General features: G+C 47.3%; 14 protein-coding genes. All 14 read left to right on the top strand.

The annotated features are described in order from the left end of the window. Nucleotides 1–23 precede the first annotated feature (23 nt). Nucleotides 24–920: a LysR family transcriptional regulator gene (locus tag BN1546_RS23135; protein ID WP_090739185.1), complete on the top strand. Its 897-nt coding sequence runs from the start codon at nt 24–26 to the stop codon at nt 918–920. A 126-nt stretch (nt 921–1,046) separates the two neighbouring features. Beyond that, nucleotides 1,047–1,604 carry an outer spore coat protein CotE gene (locus BN1546_RS23140; RefSeq protein ID WP_013371552.1) on the top strand — a complete coding sequence of 186 codons (558 nt, stop codon included), beginning with the start codon at nt 1,047–1,049 and terminating at the stop codon, nt 1,602–1,604. A 125-nt stretch (nt 1,605–1,729) separates the two neighbouring features. Continuing rightward, a complete protein-coding gene (locus BN1546_RS23145; RefSeq protein WP_058711879.1) occupies nt 1,730–2,965 on the top strand; it encodes a putative amidoligase domain-containing protein in 1,236 nt (411 codons plus the stop codon). Nucleotides 2,966–3,075: 110 nt separating this feature from the next. After that, entirely contained in the window at nt 3,076–5,895 is a 2,820-nt protein-coding gene (mutS, locus tag BN1546_RS23150; RefSeq protein WP_090739186.1) for a DNA mismatch repair protein MutS, read from the top strand. Nucleotides 5,896–5,965: 70 nt separating this feature from the next. Next, a complete protein-coding gene (gene mutL, locus BN1546_RS23155; protein ID WP_090738910.1) occupies nt 5,966–8,071 on the top strand; it encodes a DNA mismatch repair endonuclease MutL in 2,106 nt (701 codons plus the stop codon). A 12-nt stretch (nt 8,072–8,083) separates the two neighbouring features. Continuing rightward, entirely contained in the window at nt 8,084–8,935 is an 852-nt protein-coding gene (locus tag BN1546_RS23160) for a class I SAM-dependent methyltransferase (RefSeq protein ID WP_090738911.1), read from the top strand. Then, entirely contained in the window at nt 8,919–9,899 is a 981-nt protein-coding gene (gene miaA, locus BN1546_RS23165; RefSeq protein ID WP_058711876.1) for a tRNA (adenosine(37)-N6)-dimethylallyltransferase MiaA, read from the top strand. Before BN1546_RS23160 ends, miaA begins: the two co-directional genes overlap by 17 nt. Nucleotides 9,900–9,919: 20 nt before the next feature. Further along, nucleotides 9,920–10,162, top strand: coding sequence for an RNA chaperone Hfq (gene hfq, locus BN1546_RS23170; RefSeq protein WP_013371546.1), 243 nt, complete (start codon nt 9,920–9,922; stop codon nt 10,160–10,162). 190 nt (nt 10,163–10,352) lie between these two features. Beyond that, nucleotides 10,353–13,013 carry a PBP1A family penicillin-binding protein gene (locus BN1546_RS23175; RefSeq protein ID WP_025675109.1) on the top strand — a complete coding sequence of 887 codons (2,661 nt, stop codon included), beginning with the start codon at nt 10,353–10,355 and terminating at the stop codon, nt 13,011–13,013. Between the two features lie 165 nt (nt 13,014–13,178). Beyond that, nucleotides 13,179–13,736, top strand: coding sequence for a ribonuclease FAU-1 family protein (locus BN1546_RS23180; protein WP_013371544.1), 558 nt, complete (start codon nt 13,179–13,181; stop codon nt 13,734–13,736). Continuing rightward, nucleotides 13,733–14,428, top strand: a complete 696-nt coding sequence (locus tag BN1546_RS23185; protein ID WP_025675110.1) for a YdcF family protein — start codon at nt 13,733–13,735, stop codon at nt 14,426–14,428. Before BN1546_RS23180 ends, BN1546_RS23185 begins: the two co-directional genes overlap by 4 nt. A 114-nt stretch (nt 14,429–14,542) precedes the next feature. Then, a complete protein-coding gene (locus BN1546_RS23190; RefSeq protein WP_016822094.1) occupies nt 14,543–15,526 on the top strand; it encodes an AAA family ATPase in 984 nt (327 codons plus the stop codon). 112 nt (nt 15,527–15,638) lie between these two features. Next, entirely contained in the window at nt 15,639–16,925 is a 1,287-nt protein-coding gene (hflX, locus tag BN1546_RS23195; protein ID WP_013371541.1) for a GTPase HflX, read from the top strand. Nucleotides 16,926–17,037: 112 nt separating this feature from the next. Then, the gene (locus BN1546_RS23200) at nt 17,038–18,291 is read left to right on the top strand and encodes a methionine gamma-lyase family protein (RefSeq protein ID WP_013371540.1); all 1,254 of its coding nucleotides are present in this window, start codon (nt 17,038–17,040) and stop codon (nt 18,289–18,291) included. The last annotated feature ends 26 nt before the right edge of the window (nt 18,292–18,317 follow it).

The following is an 18,317-nucleotide window of genomic DNA, read 5'->3' on the forward strand; positions in this document are numbered from 1 at the left end:
AAAATCGATTGAAGGAGCGGATTATGGAATCGCGGCATTTGTTTACCTTTATAAATGTGGTGGAGGCAGGCAGTTTTACGCGAGCAGCGCGTATACTGGATTATGCACAGTCAAGTATTACTGCTCAAATTCAAACACTGGAGACGGAATTGGGTACGCCGCTGTTTGATCGCATTGGCAAGAAAATTATGCTGACCGATGCCGGACGACGCCTGCTGCCCTATGCGCAGGAAATTTCCAAGATGCATGCTATGGCCAAGGATGCGCTTCGTTCAGAAACAGAATTAGCAGGAACGCTAAAAATAGGAGCACCAGAGTCTCTGGCTGCTTTTCGTTTGCCGAGTCTGATCCGTGAGTACAGGGAGCGGTACCCAAAGGTTAAAATTGTACTTAAACCCGGCGAATGCTGGGAATTACGTGATTTGATCCGTTCCGGTAAATTGGATTTGGCTTTTTTGCTTCAACCTGAGACGGAGGATAGGGAACTGAATATCACCACGCTTATTCATGAGCCGATGGCGCTGGTTGCGCCACTGAAGCATTCGCTGGTTGCCTATACACAGGTAGAGCCTGCCGACTTGAAGGACGAAACCATTTTGCATACGGAGGCTGGATGTACGTACCGAATCCTTTTTGAGCAGTATTTGAACAAACACGGTATTTTTGCAGACCCTAGTCTGGAATTTTGGAGCATAGAAGCCATCAAGCAATGCGTCATGGCTGGACTGGGTATTGCGCTGCTTCCGCTGGTTACGGTACAAAATGAGCTGCGAGAAGGGAAAATGGCACGTCTAGCCTGGGATGACAGTGAACAGCAGGTGGCTACTCAGGTCGCTTATCACACGAAAAAGTGGAAATCGCCAGCTCTCAGCGAATTTTTACAGATCGTTGAGCAGCATGTAACACATTGGCGTGCATGAGTTCAAGCCATGGCGGCATATGCTTATACAAATAATATTTTTTCCTTTTCGCCTATTCACTCAACATTCGCCCACAACCTGCATACATATGTATGGAATGATTGATTGTATGGAGGAGGTTCAAGAATGGCATTAAGTCATAAAAATCGTAGAGAGATTATTACCAAAGCGATCTGTGGTAAAGGTCGCAGATTCTCTACCGTAACCCATACCGTAACTCCGCCGAATAATCCGACCAGTATTTTGGGGGCATGGATTATTAACCACCAGTATGAAGCTGTGGCGGCTGGAGACGGCATTGAGGTCATCGGGACGTATGATATCAATATTTGGTACTCATACGATAAAAACTCGCAGACCGATGTGGCTAAGGAAACGGTGTCGTACGTAGAAAATGTGCCGCTCTCGTATCTTGATCCGAAGCACCGGGCGTCTACAGTGGAAGTATCCGCCGAAGCTACACAGGAGCCAAGTTGCGTCGAGGCCAGTGTGTCTTCTGGAGGTGGCAGCGTAATGATCCGGGTCGAGCGGGAATTTGCGGTGGAGCTGGTGGCGGAAACGAAGATTGTTGTAGAAGTATTCCCGTATGGTAGCAGTGACGATTTTGACAAGGACTTTGATTTTGGAGCGGAAGAGGGGGACTATGAGGAGCTCGACCCCGACCTCATTGACGACGAGCTCTGACAGGAGTGACCAAAAAGAGGGCCACTTTACTCTTTGCGCCGGCTGAAATTGCGCAGGGGGCAAAGGCCCTCCTTTTTTGTCGTTTGGATTGTTTAAGTCCGTACGTAGATCGGTAAGGGGGAGTTATGATGCGGCAACCGGGACAGGCGCTCAGACGTTTCAGACAGATGACGGACGATGAAAAAATGCGCAGATTGGAGCGCTCAGGTATTTCGGTTCGTTGGCTGGATGAGAGTACAGCAGATTTTGCGATCGGCTACGCGGTGCAAATCCATCAACTACGGGTGCTGGAAATCCGTAGACGTTCCCTCGAAGGTTCTACTAAGGTTAGTGCATATGATCGGTCTGAACTAGATTATCAATCACCGCTCTATGTCCGGATGGAGCGGCTGGCTGTACGTGCGTTGTATACTCTCGGTTTGGACAGTGGTGAGGTAGTGCTGACGCCGCTGGGAGAACGTAGTTGTCAGGTTCGCTATGTCTTGGCACAGCCATGGCTGAACGATAGACGTTTGGCCACGCTATATGAAGCTGCTGCTCGTGAAGAGGATGCTCCGGGAGAGGAACTTTCAGCGGAACGGGGCAGAGCGCGACTATTAATCGGAATGGATCCCGAATTTGTGCTGGTTCGTATGCCAGAGGGGAGGGTTGTTCCGGCCTCTCGATATTTGGGCCGATTAGGCGTAGCCGGCTGCGATGCCGTTACCCGCCGAGGACGAACGCTATACCCAGTCGCTGAGCTTCGTCCTGCACCGAGCGAAGATCCGGCACGTCTGCTGAGGCACCTGCGCCAAGCTTTTGCGATAGCAGCTCGGCGGATAGATGACCATACGCTCATCTGGCAGGCGGGCGGAATGCCGCAACCAGGTTTTCCCCTGGGCGGACACCTGCATTTCAGCGGGGTTCCGCTAAATGGTGCCCTGCTCAGGGCGCTAGATAACTATTTGGCGTTGCCTCTGGCGCTGCTGGAAGACAAGCGCTCGGCTCGGCGCAGACCGCATTATGGCAATTTGGGCGATTTTCGCCGTCAGTCTTACGGAGGCTTTGAATATCGTACACTGCCCAGTTTTCTAATCTCGCCACAGCTGGCGAAAGGTGTGATTGGGATGGCGTTTCTGATTGCTTCCCAATACTCACGTTTGCAGCGTAGGCCGCTGGGAGAAGAAGAGGCTCACAGAGCTTTTTATGAAGGGAATCAGGTTGTACTTAGAGAGTATATGGAGCCACTTATTTTAGATATGATTTCATTAGAGATCTTTTCTCAATATGAAGCTTATATAGCGCCACTGCTGGATAGCCTTCGCAAGGGAAAACAATGGGATGAAACACGGGATTTGCGCCCGTACTGGAAGCTTTCGTAAAATCAAGTGTCAACACCCGAGAGGGTTTCATGTTATCGACTGTCATTTTTGATATAATGAAAGGTAAATATGAGTTTAAACGGAACAAAGTGTGGGGGTTAGGAAACGGTATGTCTAAATATACACCGATGATCGAGCAATATTTATCTATAAAAGAGCAGGCTAAAGACGCATTTTTGTTTTTCCGCCTGGGCGATTTTTACGAGATGTTTTTTGATGATGCGATCCTTGCATCCAAGGAGCTGGAAATTACACTGACTGGTCGTGAGGGTGGCGTCGCGGAGAAAATTCCGATGTGCGGCGTGCCTTATCATTCAGCAGAAAATTACATACAACGCCTTATTGAGAAGGGTTATAAGGTGGCCATCTGTGAACAAATGGAGGAAGCCTCAGCTACCAAGGGAATGGTACGGCGGGATATTGTCCGTGTTGTGACCCCGGGTACGGTCATGGAGGGCAAGGTGCTGGGTGATAAATCCAACAATTACATGGTATGTGTCACAGAGACGGACGGGATGCTGGCGCTGGCGGCATGCGACTTGTCGACAGGTGAACTCTATGTGACTTCCGTACCTGATTCGAAAGAATGGCTATTAGATGAAATTAACATTTATGAGCCGTCCGAAATGTTGGGGGATGGTCATTTGCTTGATTTTGTGACCTCCCGTATGTCCCCTGTTGGAAGGCGGGTTGTGTATACGGCGTGGGACAAATCCAAGGATGATCTGGTACGGGATCAATTTGGTGAAGCCACGTGGGCAAGGCTTACGGAGGAACGCAGACGGTGCGTATCGCGCCTGATTTCCTATTTAAATGAAACGCAAAAAAGATCGTTAGGTCAACTGACCCAAATCTCGGTCTATGAGCCTAATCATTTTATGATTCTGGATCCATTTACCCGCCGGAATCTGGAACTGGTGGAGACGGTGCGTGAGCGCTCCAAGAAAGGCTCGTTGCTGTGGTTGCTGGATCGGACAGAGACATCCATGGGCGCACGTTTGTTACGTCGTTGGATCGACAAGCCGCTGTTGAGTAGCAATATAATTGAGGAACGGTTAGAAGCGGTAGACAAGCTATACCACCAGTTTATTTTCCGCGAGGATGTACGTGCTCAGCTTAAAGAGATTTACGACCTGGAGCGTTTGGTAGGACGGATCGCTTTTGGTAGTGCTAATGCACGAGATTTGATCGCCCTCAAGCTGTCTCTGGCCCAAATTCCGTCTTTACGCGAGCTGTGCGCTGAATCTCCGTCGAATACGCTGAGACGGATTGCACAAACATTGGACAGCTGTGCAGACCTGTGTACGCTGATTGAGGAAGCAGTGGCTGATGAACCCCCGATTTCCGTAAGAGATGGAGGGCTTATAAAGGAAGGCTATCATCAGCGTCTAGACGAACTGCGTGAGGCGAGTGTGAACGGTAAGCGTTGGATTGCTGAGCTGGAGGCCAAAGAACGAGTAGCAACCGGCATTCGGTCACTCAAAATCGGATACAACAAAGTGTTTGGTTATTACATCGAGGTGACCAAATCCAATTTGGCATCATTACCGGAAGGTCGATATGAACGCAAACAGACATTGGCGAATGCAGAACGGTATATCACACCGGAATTGAAGGAAAAGGAATCGCTGATTTTGGAAGCTGAGGATAAGATGGTGGATCTGGAGTACACGCTTTTCTCAGAGCTACGCAGTAAACTGAACGCTGAAATTCCCCGTCTGCAAAAGCTGGCAGAGCAAGTTGCTGAAATTGACGTGTATCAGTCGCTGGCAACGGTTAGCGCGGAACGTGGATTCGTGAAGCCTGAGCTGACAACAGGATATGATTTTGTAGTGGAACAGGGACGGCACCCCGTTGTGGAAGCCGTCATGAAAGATGGCGGCTTTATCGCCAACAATACAGTGTTGGAAGAAGCCGATGCGCATATTCTACTCATCACCGGTCCGAATATGGCTGGGAAAAGTACGTATATGCGTCAGGTTGCACTCATTGCGATTATGGCTCAAATTGGCTGCTTTGTCCCGGCTGCACGTGCTAAAGTGCCGATGCTGGATCGCATTTTCACACGGATCGGCGCAGCGGATGATCTCATTGGCGGACAGAGTACTTTTATGGTCGAAATGGCAGATATTCAAGTCATGACGGACAAGGCAACTCCACGAAGTCTGATTATAATTGATGAACTGGGACGAGGAACATCCACCAGCGAAGGGATGGCAATTGCACAAGCGGTCATCGAATTTGTGCATGATACGATTGGCTGTAAGGCGCTGGTATCTACGCACTTCCATGAGCTGGCCCATTTGGAGCAAGGTCTGTCTTCGCTGCGAAATTATTCTATGGCCGTGCAGGAAAGCGGCGATAAGGTGAATTTCCTACGCAAGCTCATACCGGGTGCGGCTAGTAGTAGCTATGGTATTTATTGTGCCCGACTTGCAGGTTTGCCTAATAACATTATTGAGCGAGCAAATGGTCTACTGTATGGTTTTGAACAGGCGGCAGCTCAAGTAACGGCAGGCACCGAGACAGCAAGAGGAACGAAGGAAGGGACTGATCTTCGTACAGTGCCAGGGACAGAAGAGATTTCTCCAATGTCCGCAAAATATGCGGACCAGACATTGCGAGCAAACGGAGAAACTGCACCACAAGTCCAGTCTGGATCACAGCAAGCTACCCTGGTAAAAGAAGATACTCTACAGATTGTGGAAGATTTAGGTGAGTTGGAGCATGCAGCTTCTGACGTGGTACAGCTGTCCATTTTCGGAGAGCAGGACCTTGCTCCCTCCAAGCCACACTCAGAGACGGTAGAAGCTAATCCGATCGTGCGCCAAATTTTGCGGAAGGTGAAAAATGCTGATGTCATGAATATGACACCCTTACAGGCGATGCAACTGTTAAATGAATTAAAGAATAAGGCCAATGGTCTGTAATTAAGAATATTAGACATTATTATTTTGCTTATTTTTCATCACACTTTGAAGTCAGGAGGAGGTTAAAAGGATGTCTAAAATTCGAGTGCTAGATGAGCATATTGCGAATCAGATTGCTGCCGGTGAGGTCGTGGAACGTCCAGCCTCCGTCGTGAAGGAGCTGGTGGAAAATGCGATTGATGCGGGCGGTACACGAGTGGACGTATGGGTAGAAGAGGGCGGCCTGCAAAGTATTCGGGTGACGGATAATGGCAGTGGGATAGAGCCTGAGGACGTGGAAACGGCATTTTATCGACATGCGACAAGCAAAATCGGACATGGCCGAGACTTGTTCCAGATCACAAGTCTCGGCTTCCGGGGAGAGGCATTGCCAAGTATAGCGGCTGTCTCAAAAGTAGAGCTACTCACAGCAGCAGGAGATGACGGCCGTGCCCGTAAATTGGTGATTGAGGGCGGTAAACTGATGCTTCACGAGGATGCTGCTGGTAGGCAGGGGACGGATTTTACCGTACGCGATTTGTTTTATAATACACCTGCGCGGCTAAAATATATGAAAACGATCCAGACGGAATTGGGACACATTTCGGATGTATTGTACCGAATGGCGCTTTCGCACCCAGAAGTGGCCTTTACATTGCGGCATAATGGTAATACATTGTTGCAAACGCTGGGCAATGGTGATTTGCTCCAAGTGATTGCTGCTATTTACGGAACTTCTGCGGCGAAATCAATGTTGATGGTGGAAGGAGAGAGCCTCGATTACCGAATTAGCGGCTATGTCAGTCGCCCAGAGTGGACCAGATCGAATCGAAATGCAATCTCGACAGTAGTGAATGGACGATTTGTGCGGAGCTATGGGCTCAATCAGGCACTGCTCAAGGCGTATCATACTTTGTTGCCGATTAATCGTTATCCGCTAGCTGTGATCCAACTGGACATGCATCCTTCTTTGGTGGATGTTAATGTCCATCCAGCCAAGCTGGAGGTGAGGTTCAGTAAAGAAGCTGAACTGTCTCAGTTGGTTGAAGATTCGGTAAAAGCTGTTTTAGGGCAGCAAGTGCTGATTCCAAAGGCAGTCAAACGCGAAATTGGCGGCAAGGATAGCGGCTCATTTGTGCAGGAGCAGTTTCATTTCTCGAAAGGAAATAGTGCAGAAGTAGATGCTTCTTCAGATAATATAAGCAGTAATGAAAGTAATGAAGAGAGTAAGAAGTTTAGCCAGGAACGTGAGCAACTTCCAAATAGGGGGAGCCATTCAGTCATTGGGCAGGCCAATAATCTCGCTCGTCAAAGTATCAGTGATGATGAGCTGGATGCAGATTTTGTGGAAGAAAACAACGAGGGTGATGTTAAAGGAGGCGTGTCGCTTCCTGATGGGACGACTACACGGATATCCACAGGAGATCATGCCGAAACAGATGTCTCTTCCTCGTACAGCGAAGGGATACAGGAAACGGCTGCTTCTGCTGCTTACAGTTCTGCTGTTTCACCAATTGCAGACAACACTACTAAATTCACGGATCAGAAGCCGCATCAGGAACGTCTGAATACAGAGCAATTAGCAGCGTTGTCGGGGGCAGCCCCCGAGTTGCCCACGTTTCCTGAGCTGAATTTAATCGGTCAGCACCATGGGACCTATCTGATTGCGCAGAATGACCAGGGCTTGTATTTAATTGATCAGCATGCCGCGCATGAGCGGGTCAATTACGAATTTTATTACGAAAAATTTGGCAATCCTGAATCAGTATCACAGGAGTTGTTACTGCCAATTACATTGGAATTTACGCCTTCCGAAACGGAAAAATTGAAAACGAGGTTGCACTGGTTTGAACAGGCGGGGGTGTATTTGGAGCATTTTGGCGGGCAAACCTTCCGTGTCAGCTCATATCCGTACTGGCTCCCTAAAGGAGAAGAAGCGGATGTCATTGAGGAAATGGCCGGATGGGTACTGGAGGAAAAAGCCATTGATCTTGCTAAACTGCGGGAAGCTGCCTCAATCATGTGCTCCTGCCGGGCTTCGATTAAAGCAAATCAGAAGCTGGCTGACCGACAGGCTGCCGTGCTGCTAGAGCGTTTGGCAGCCTGCAAACAACCCTATACCTGCCCCCATGGGCGCCCCATCGTTGTTTCCTTTTCCACATATGATCTGGAGAAGCTGTTTAAAAGAGTAATGTAAGGGAGTATAAATATGTTGCAGGATTGGGAAAACCGTGAAGAAGAAAAGCAGATGATGCTTCGTGAGAAGCAAGCTGAATTACTGGTCACGACAGGAGATTCTCCCTCGGACGAGGTTGTGGAGCGCGCAAAGTTGCTTGCAGCCGAGCTTGGGGTGCTGTACGCTCCACGTCGCGGCATATCAGTAGCTAAGCTAATCGCTGCTCACAGAGTCCGTCAGGCTCTGGTGCTGGTGCAGGGCGGGGTGAGGCTGATTGGCCCGAAACAATCACCGATGATTTTTCATCCAAGCATGGGATTCATTCGAGCTAAAAGGGTATTAAAGGGCGAGGCTGATCCGATGTTGACGGCTGCCCGACTTGCCCCGGGTGATACCGTGCTCGATTGCACGGCAGGGCTCGGTACGGATTCTCTTCTATTCTCGATTGGAACGGGAAGCTCTGGACAAGTTACAGCTGTGGAGAGTTCCTTCCCTGTCTATGCATTAATCAAGGATGGGATGAGGCATTACCGTTCCGGTAACGCTGCAGTGGATAGAGCCTTTTCAGACATTGACGTTCGTTATGGTCATCATCTGGACTATTTGCGTAGCTTGCCGAATCGAAGTGTAGATATTATTTATTTTGACCCGATGTTCCGTGATCCGTTGCTTGATTCCAGTGCAATCGGTCCATTGAGAGGATTGGCTAATCCAGATGCGTTGAATGAAGAAAGTATTGCTCATGCGAAAAGGGTTGCACGAAAAACAATTGTATTGAAAGAAAAAAGGGGTAGCGGAGAGTTTGCCCGCCTCGGCTTCCGTGTGGAGCAACGGGGCACAACGAAAACAGTGTACGGAGTGATTGATATTGACAGTGGCATCTAAGCCTAAACTACTTGTTCTTGTTGGCCCGACTGCGGTTGGCAAGACGAAACTAAGCATCGAAATGGCTCGACAATTTGACGCGGAAATTATTTCCGGGGATTCCATGCAGGTATACCGTCATATGGACATTGGAACTGCCAAAATTTCCGAACAGGAAATGAAAGGAATCAAGCACCATTTAATCGATATTCATGAGCCTGAGTACCCATATTCAGTAGCCCGATTTCAGGAAGACTGTCGTCGTCTCATACCTGATATTCAATCTAGGGGAAAGCTACCTTTCATCGTAGGCGGAACGGGTTTGTACGTAGAATCGGTTTGCTATGAATACCAATTTTCTGAGGTAGGGGCTGATGAAGCTTTTCGCCAGGAACAGCTTGACTATGCCGATCAGTTTGGAGCCGAAGCGCTTCATGCGCGACTACAGGCAGTTGATCCCGAAAGTGCACTTCGTCTGCATCCTAATGATCGTCGTCGAGTCGTGAGAGCGCTGGAAATTTACCATGTTAGCGGAACAACACTTAGCTCTCAACTTGCCAGTCAAAAAAAGGAATCTCCCTACCAACTCTGCATCGTAGGTTTGACAATGGATAGGCAAATGCTATATAAACGTATTGAAGACCGAATTGACGGGATGCTCGATCAAGGGCTTGTTGCTGAGGTAACCTCCTTAATGGAACGGGGAGTGCGAAGCGATGCCATCTCCATGCAAGGTCTAGGCTATAAAGAGATATCCTCCTACCTGCGGGGAGAGGTGTCTTTGGAGGAGGCGGTGACTTGGCTAAAACGGGATACGCGTCATTTTGCGAAGCGACAGCTCTCGTGGTTTCGCCATATGAAGGATATCCAGTGGGTAGATGTCACTGATTTCGAAAATTTTTCTGCTCATGTAGCCCGAATACACGAAATTATAGCAGGAAAGTTCCGGACAGACCTTGAATATACTTCAAAACAATCCAAATGATTATTGGGGGTACGGCTAAAATGAACAAGTCTATTAATATCCAAGATACGTTTCTGAACCAATTGCGCAAGGATTCTATACCTGTAACGGTATACCTCATCAATGGATTCCAGGTGCGAGGAACGATTAAAGCATTTGACAATTTTACAATTGTTATCGATTCGGATGGAAAGCAACAGCTGATCTACAAGCATGCCATCTCCACCTTTACACCGCAACGCAACGTATCGCTTGTACAACAAGATAACGCTAGCGATAACTGATTACGGCTGGGCGGACGCCCGGGTAATGAAACTTTTCAGGCGTCCGTCTCGTCTAACTGTATAGGAATGTGACCGGGAGCAACCTGATCAGGGTTGTTCTTTTCATTCCGTTTACTTTCATGCTGCCGACAGCTAGCTCTAAGCTTAGGCTCGGTGACATAATGATTATTCGCGAAAGGGAGTCAGGGGAATGCCAAACGATTCATTGTCCAGATCCGGCAATCGCAATAGAAACACATCTAAAGAGAAGCCGAAGGGCAAGAAAAAGAAAATAACAGGTAAGCGAGTTGGGTGGACGCTGTTTATTACAGCAGCATTAGCCATATTTTGCGCACTTGGTGGTTATTTATTTGTCATGGTTAATGGCGAAAAAATCTACAAAGCCAACAAGGACAAAATTACAGTGAACGAGACATCAAAGGTTTATGACCGCAACGGTGTGCTCATGGGTGAGCTGTCTGTGCAAAAAAGTGACCCAGTGAAGAGTGAAGAAATTCCACCGTTGCTCAAAAAAGCTTTTATCGCAACTGAGGATAAGCGTTTTATGGAGCATCAAGGAGTTGATATTTGGTCTATCGGTCGGGCGGCAGTGAAGGATATCGTTGCTCGTTCTGCGGTGGAGGGCGGCAGTACGCTGACTCAGCAGTTGGCCAAAAACTTGTTTTTGACACGTGACAAAACCTTTTTCCGTAAAGCGACAGAGGTATCCATCGCAATGGCGCTAGAGCGGAATTTGACTAAAGATGAAATTATTACGCTATACCTGAATCGGATTTGGTTTGGACGCTCGTATTCCGGTATTAAAGCAGCCTCGGAAGGCTATTTTGGGCAATCGAACTTAAAAGAACTAAAATTGTGGCAGATTGCTACACTGGCAGCTATTCCAAAAGGGCCTTCCAAGTATAACCCGATCAGTAACCCGGAAAACTCAAAGGCCCGGCGTGCAGTGGTTCTCCAGCTGATGTTTGAGCAGGGAATGATTGGCAAGCAGGAAATGGAAGAAGCCAAGGCTATAAATTACGATTACAAACAACCGGAAAAAGTGCAAAAGTATCAAAATTTTATGGAATATGTCATGGATGAGGCAGAGGATGCCTTGCCAGGAGTCAGCGGCAATGATCTGATTATTGGTGGTTATAAAATTCATACGACAATGGATGCTCAGGCTCAAAATGCGCTGGACCAAGCGATGGCAGATGATGATATGTTCGAAAAGAGTCCAGACGATCAGCCTGTTCAAGCCTCTATGGTCATTATTAACAACCAAACAGGTGGTATTGCCGCGATGGCACCCGGACGGGATTATAAAAAGGGAACCTTCAATCGTGCGACACAGAGCCGCAGACAGCCAGGATCGGCCTTTAAGCCGATTGTAGCCTATGCGCCAGCTCTTGAATCCGGTAAATTTACGATAGATACTCCTTTGAGTAACGAACGGCAGAGCTTTAACGGATACAGTCCGAAAAACTTGCATGGTTACTCTTCGACCATCAGCATGATCGATGCCATTACGAAGTCTGAAAATATACCACCTGTATGGTTGTTGAACCAAATCGGTGTGGAAAAAGGGGTTCAATTCGCCGAGAGCGTAGGCATACCGATGGACAAAAATGATCACTCGCTTGCTATCGCATTAGGGGGATTAAGCAAAGGAACAAATACCCTCGAAATGGCGCAGGCCTATAGCGCTTTTGCCAATAAGGGACAATTCCAAAAAGCTTACTCCATTAAGCAAATTAACAATAGTGATGATCAAGTGGTTTATACTCATAATGAGGAATCCAAATCTGTTATGAGTGAGAAAACGGCTTATGAAATGACAAAAATGATGCAAAATGTGGTCAATAGCGGTACAGGTCGCAAAGCACGTATTGACTGGCCTGTAGCTGGTAAAACGGGTACGACCCAAAGTGGTATCAGCGGCAACAGTGGTAACCGGGACATTTGGTTTGTCGGTTATACGCCGGAATATACCGGAGCGGTATGGATGGGGTATGACAAGCCGGACAGTAAGCATATGTTGAGAAACTACAGTGGACAGTCGGCTGCCTTTTTCGGAAGGGTCATGGGTGAAGCTCTCAAGGGGCATCCAGTTACGCAATTTAGCGAGCCGAAGGGATATGAACCACCGGTTGAAGAGAAGCCAGAAGAGCCGGTTCAGGCCACCGCTCCTAGCGGACTGAACGGGTCTTATAGTCAGGATACCCAAATTGTATCGTTGTCTTGGAATGCGGCAGAGGGAGACAATGTACAATACCGTGTTTATCGTAAAGAGTCTTCCGAAGGAAGCTTCCGGACGATTATGGAGGCGATGAGAGGCACGAGTGGTGAAGATACGTCTCCTGTAGCTGGAAAAACGTATCAATACTATGTCGTAGCTTATGGAGCGGATGGTAAAGAATCCGCAGCTTCCAATACGATTAGTGTAGAAATTCCGGCAGAGACTACTCCGATAGATCCGCAGCCAGGAAACGATCCTAATCAGGATGGAACCGTACCGGATAATGGCGAGAATATAGACGGTCAGAACGGCACAGACCAGGGGAATACGATTCCTGGAGGTACTGATAACGGTACTGGTACTGACCAAGTTCCAACGTCTCCTGGAGGTAACAATGGAAATGGTACTGGAGGCACAGGCAACAGTAACGACAATTTTGGGAACGGAAACGATACAAATACGGGGAATGGTCAGACGACTACACCGGATTCAGGTATAACTGATGAAAATACTATGACCAATCCAGAAAATACAGATGCATCTACCACAGGTGCTATTATGGATGGAAGTCATGAAAACACATCCAACGGTCATTCAAACTCCAATCGTGGACGTCACAACCGGGATTAGCAAATATGTTTTATGTAAGATGATAGTGGCTTCAAATCAAAGGTATTTTCGGACTGTTTTGACAGTCTGAAAATACCTTTTTTGCTGTAATACAGGGGTTATTTTTGAGTGTACAGTTTAAATATGGTAAGCTGGTTTTACCAATGTTGGAGAGGAACATCATTTATGAAGCGCAAATTCGGAGACCGGGCCAACTGGCGCAGAATCACCAATCGCAAGTTTGCTTGCCGGTATGTAGAAAGTGATGCGTTTACAGGATATGTGACCCTGTATACTATTTTGAGTCTCAAGGAGCCATTATGGAAAAGTTATGGTGGTCATACGTTTTGCATAGCCGATAAAGGTTATTCCTGGTTACAATATTATCCCAAAGGTAAGCATTATGTGGTGACTGCTATGTTTGACAATCGAGAGCAAATCGTTGAATGGTACATTGACACCTGCCGAAATCAAGGAGTAACCGATCAAGGAGTTCCTTGGTTTGATGATTTGTATTTGGATGTGGTCGTGCTTAAAAACGGTGAAATCTTTCTGGTGGATGAGGATGAACTGGAGGAGGCGCTACAACGGGGACATATTTCTACGCAAGAAGCAGAATTGGCTAACCGAACGGCGGCTGACTTGTTACATCAGATCGATGCTCATATGTTCCCCTATTTTAAAATGTCGCTGAAACACCGGGCTGAATGGTTTCACAACGGTGATTTTAAGAGAGAACGGTGAAATTTTTGCAGTGGATTAAAAGCACTGGGCCCCAACGCCATGAGCCAAAAAGCAGGCAAAGTCGCAATGGGAAAATATTTATGGTATCGAAGCGTTTCATACTTGGTTTGATGATTTTTATTTTGGTCGGATTCGTATGGGCAGGTATCCGAGTATGGAATATGAATACAGCTGCCTCTACCAATCCACTCCAGCATGCACAAATTGGTATCGTACTAGGTGCCTCAATGTGGGGAGCTGAACCCAGTCCTGGTTTAAAAGAAAGGTTAGAAGAAGCCTTGCGGTTATATCGCAACGGGACGGTGCAGCGGCTAATTGTAAGTGGAGGACTGGATCAACCTGATTTTCCGTACACGGAGGCCGAGGGGATGCAACACTACTTGGTAGATAGGGGAGTCCCTGTACAGCATATTCTATTAGAAAACCAGGCGACCAGTACTTACGAAAATCTGCTCTACAGCCAGCGTATCATGAAGGAATATGACTGGAACTCCACCGTAATCATCACACATAGCTATCATGGACCTCGGGCGATGGAGATTGCTCAATTTTTGAATTTTGATCATCCTCAGATGGCTCTGACCGAATCCAAAGTGCTGAATATGCCAATCCATCAATCAAGAGAAGTGTTGGCTTACGCTAAATGGACGCTGCAACGGTGGTGGATCAGTGCTCAAACTTGGATTGCCTGAATTGAGGGAAGGCTTAGTGCACGTTCTCGTTGCTTTTATGCTAATAAGGACATGCTGGACCGAATACATTAATAGGGTAAGCTGTGCCTGAAGAAATGTTGAGGTGATGGATGCATGAACGGACGGGGAATCGCCGCGGGCAAGCGGTCGGAGGAGAGACCTTCCAGACAAATCAATGTCGTGCTGCGTAGCCCGGAGCCGATCGCTTCGGTGACTGTGGACGAGACGGAAGCAGTGGCTTCGACCAAGTCGCAGGCGCTACCGCAGTATCTCAGTCTTTATCAGGAAATTCAGAAAGAACTCGATCATCTCGTCGGCTTGGATAACATCAAAGAGCTGGTATTTGAGGTATATGCCTTTTTACAAATCGCCCACATGCGCACTGATGCAGGTCTGTTGAGCAACGCACACGTATATCACATGATTTTCAAAGGAAATCCAGGTACGGGGAAAACGACAGTAGCCCGCATTATCGCTAAAATGCTGCAAAAAATGGGGGTGCTGAGTAAGGGCCATCTGATTGAGGTGGAAAGGGCTGATTTGGTAGGTGAGTATATCGGCCACACCGCACAAAAAACGCGAGACCTGGTAAAGAAATCTCTTGGCGGCGTGCTGTTCATTGATGAGGCTTACAGTTTAGCACGCGGAGGGGAAAAGGATTTTGGAAAAGAAGCGATTGATACCCTGGTAAAGGCCATGGAAGACCAAAAAAATCAATTTATTTTGATCCTCGCAGGGTATTCGGGAGAAATGGACTTTTTTTTACGGACAAATCCTGGTCTTCCTTCTCGTTTTCCAATCCAGTTGGATTTTCCTGACTACACTGTGGATCAGCTCATTCAAATTTCGGAGATGATGGCTAAGGAAAGGGATTATATTCTCATGCCTCAGTCTATACTCAAAATGAAGGAGCATTTGCTAAATGAGCGAAATGACAGTCTCCATGCATTTAGTAATGCACGTTATGTTCGTAATGTGATTGAAAAAGCGATTCGACACCAAGCTGTCAGGCTGCTTAATCAGTACAGGAGCGGGCAACCCGGTAAGCAGGAGTTGATGACGTTGCGACCAGAGGATTTGAAAATGGACAAAAGATAGGCGATAATAGGAATCTGAATCATATCGAATTGTATGACATCGAACGAGGGCCGGCCTGACATCAGGTCGGTTTCTGTTCGAGAGTTGACATGAAAATAAAGGAGCAAACAATATGGCGAACTCCACTCATGATACACAAACCGAAATGCAGGATAAGGCGGTACTGGTCAGTTTAATTACGGATGAAGTCAAACGATCTGGCATCAATACGGAATATTCGCTGGAAGAACTGGTGAAGCTGGCTGAAACAGCGGGAGTTGAAGTCCTGAGCGTCCTCACACAAAATAGGGAATCCAAAGACTCGAAATGGTTTATTGGCAAAGGAAAAGTAGATGAATTGCGTGCAGTTGCTGAAGAATTGGGAGCGAATACAGCTATTTTTGATCAGGAGCTCTCGGGAGCTCAAGTACGAAATCTGGAAGAGAGCCTGGATCTCAAAATAATTGACCGAACACAGTTAATTCTGGACATATTTGCTCAGCGTGCAAAAACACGGGAAGGTATTATCCAGGTTGAACTGGCGCAGTTGTCATACTTACTGCCTCGACTGTCTGGACACGGTAAAAACCTTTCACGGCTCGGTGGCGGAATCGGAACACGTGGTCCTGGTGAAAGCAAGCTCGAGACGGACCGTCGTCACATTCGTGACCGAATCAGTGATCTGAAACGCCAACTTGAGGAAGTGACGCGTCATCGGTATTTACACAGGGAGCGCAGACAAAAGGCTGGCATCGTTCAGGTGGCACTTGTTGGCTATACGAATGCCGGGAAATCAACACTGTTGAAGCAACTAACAGCTGCCGATGTATATATTGAGAACCAACTGTTTGCAACGCTCGATCCTACCTCCAGAACAATGGAATTGCCGAGTGGCAAAGAAGTTATTCTCACAGATACAGTAGGATTTATTCAAAATCTGCCTCATGATTTGGTAGCCTCTTTCCGGGCCACTTTGGAGGAGGCCAATGAGGCCCATCTCATTTTACATGTCGTGGACGCCTCTTCAGACATGCGTGACGAACAAATGAAAGTTGTAGAGTCAATCCTGCAACAGCTTGGGGCTGCGGACAAGCCTCAGATTGTATTGTTTAACAAAAAAGATGCTTGCACCCCTGAACAATTGGAAATGCTTCCTTCCGGGGAAGGCTATTTGAAAATCAGTGCATTTGATGAAGCGGATTTGCTACGCATTCGCGAACTGGTTCAGGAGCATCTGAGCGGTGACACACTGAGATTCCGTATTCCTGCGGAACGTGGGGATTTAACATCTGTGCTTTATCGAATTGGAGATGTACTGCTGACAGAGTATGATGGCAATGATGTCATTTATGAGGTAGAAATTCAAAGAGGCGAATACGAAAAGTATGGTCATGCTCTCAGTGAGTTCACAGAAAGTTAACATCTAATGACGTTTTTGGGTTAATAAGATCATAATGCTTATCGTTCCAAATTGAACAACAATATAACATGATTAGCCTAAGGCTGCGGAAGAGAGAGGGTCAAGAAGGTAAATGGTAGTTTTTAGTCCAGAAATTCAGCAAATTCAGGAAACGGTAGAACATAAAATACAAGAACGTATACAGCACATAGATCATATTGTAGATGCAAATCAGTGGAAGGTCATTCAGGCCTTCCAGCGCAAGCAAGTGAGCGATTTTCATTTTGCAGGTTCAACGGGATATGCTTACAATGACCGGGGGCGTGAAGTGCTGGAAGAAGTCTATGCAGATGTGTTCGGTGCGGAGGCAGCGTTGGTGCGTCCGCATTTTGCCTCGGGAACGCATACCATCGCCACGGCTTTATTTGGTGTGCTGCGACCAGGGGATGAGTTGTTATACATTACAGGGCGACCATATGATACCTTACACAAAGTGATTGGTAAGCCCGGCGACGGAACAGGATCATTGCAGGACTTTGGTGTTACTTATGGAGAGACAGCGCTGACAGCAGAAGGTAAAGTGGACTGGAAAGCGGTGGAGTCCGCAATCCATGACAATACCAAAGTGATTGGTATCCAGCGCTCACGCGGCTATGATTGGAGAGCTTCCTTTAGTGTGGCAGATATTGAAGAAATGACGGCACGAGTGAAAAAGATAAAGCCTGACGTTATTGTCTTTGTAGACAATTGCTACGGGGAATTTACTGAGAAGCTGGAACCTACTCAGGTCGGTGTTGATTTGATGGCAGGTTCGTTGATTAAAAATCCCGGTGGTGGCATTGCAGAAACGGGTGGATATATCTGCGGCAAACATCAATATGTAGAGCTGGCATCCTACCGATTAACAGCACCCGGTATTGGGGGAGAAGTAGGAGCGATGCTAGGTACTACACGAGGCATATACCAGGGACTATTCCTTGCTCCTACATTGGTGGGGCAAGCGGTTAAAGGAAGTATATTCGCAGCTGCGGTCTTTGAGGAAATGGGTTTTGAGACCAAACCTGCCTGGCATGAAGAGCGTACGGATTTGATTCAGGCCATTTCTTTTAGCGGAGCAGAACATCTAATTGCTTTTGTACAGGGCATTCAGCGCGCAGCCGCCGTGGATAGCCATGTGGTGCCAGAGCCGTGGGATATGCCGGGTTATGAGCATCCGGTTATTATGGCAGCAGGTACGTTCATACAAGGTGGAAGTTTGGAATTATCCGCAGATGCTCCGATTCGGGAGCCTTATATTGGTTACATGCAAGGGGGCTTAACCTACTCGCATGTCAAATATGGAGTACTTATGGCTCTGCAAACGATGAAAGAACGTAAATTATTGTGAGTTTTTCTAACATATCATTGACACTT

Source organism: Paenibacillus sp. Mc5Re-14, from assembly GCF_001049835.1.
GTDB lineage: Bacteria > Bacillota > Bacilli > Paenibacillales > Paenibacillaceae > Paenibacillus > Paenibacillus polymyxa_C.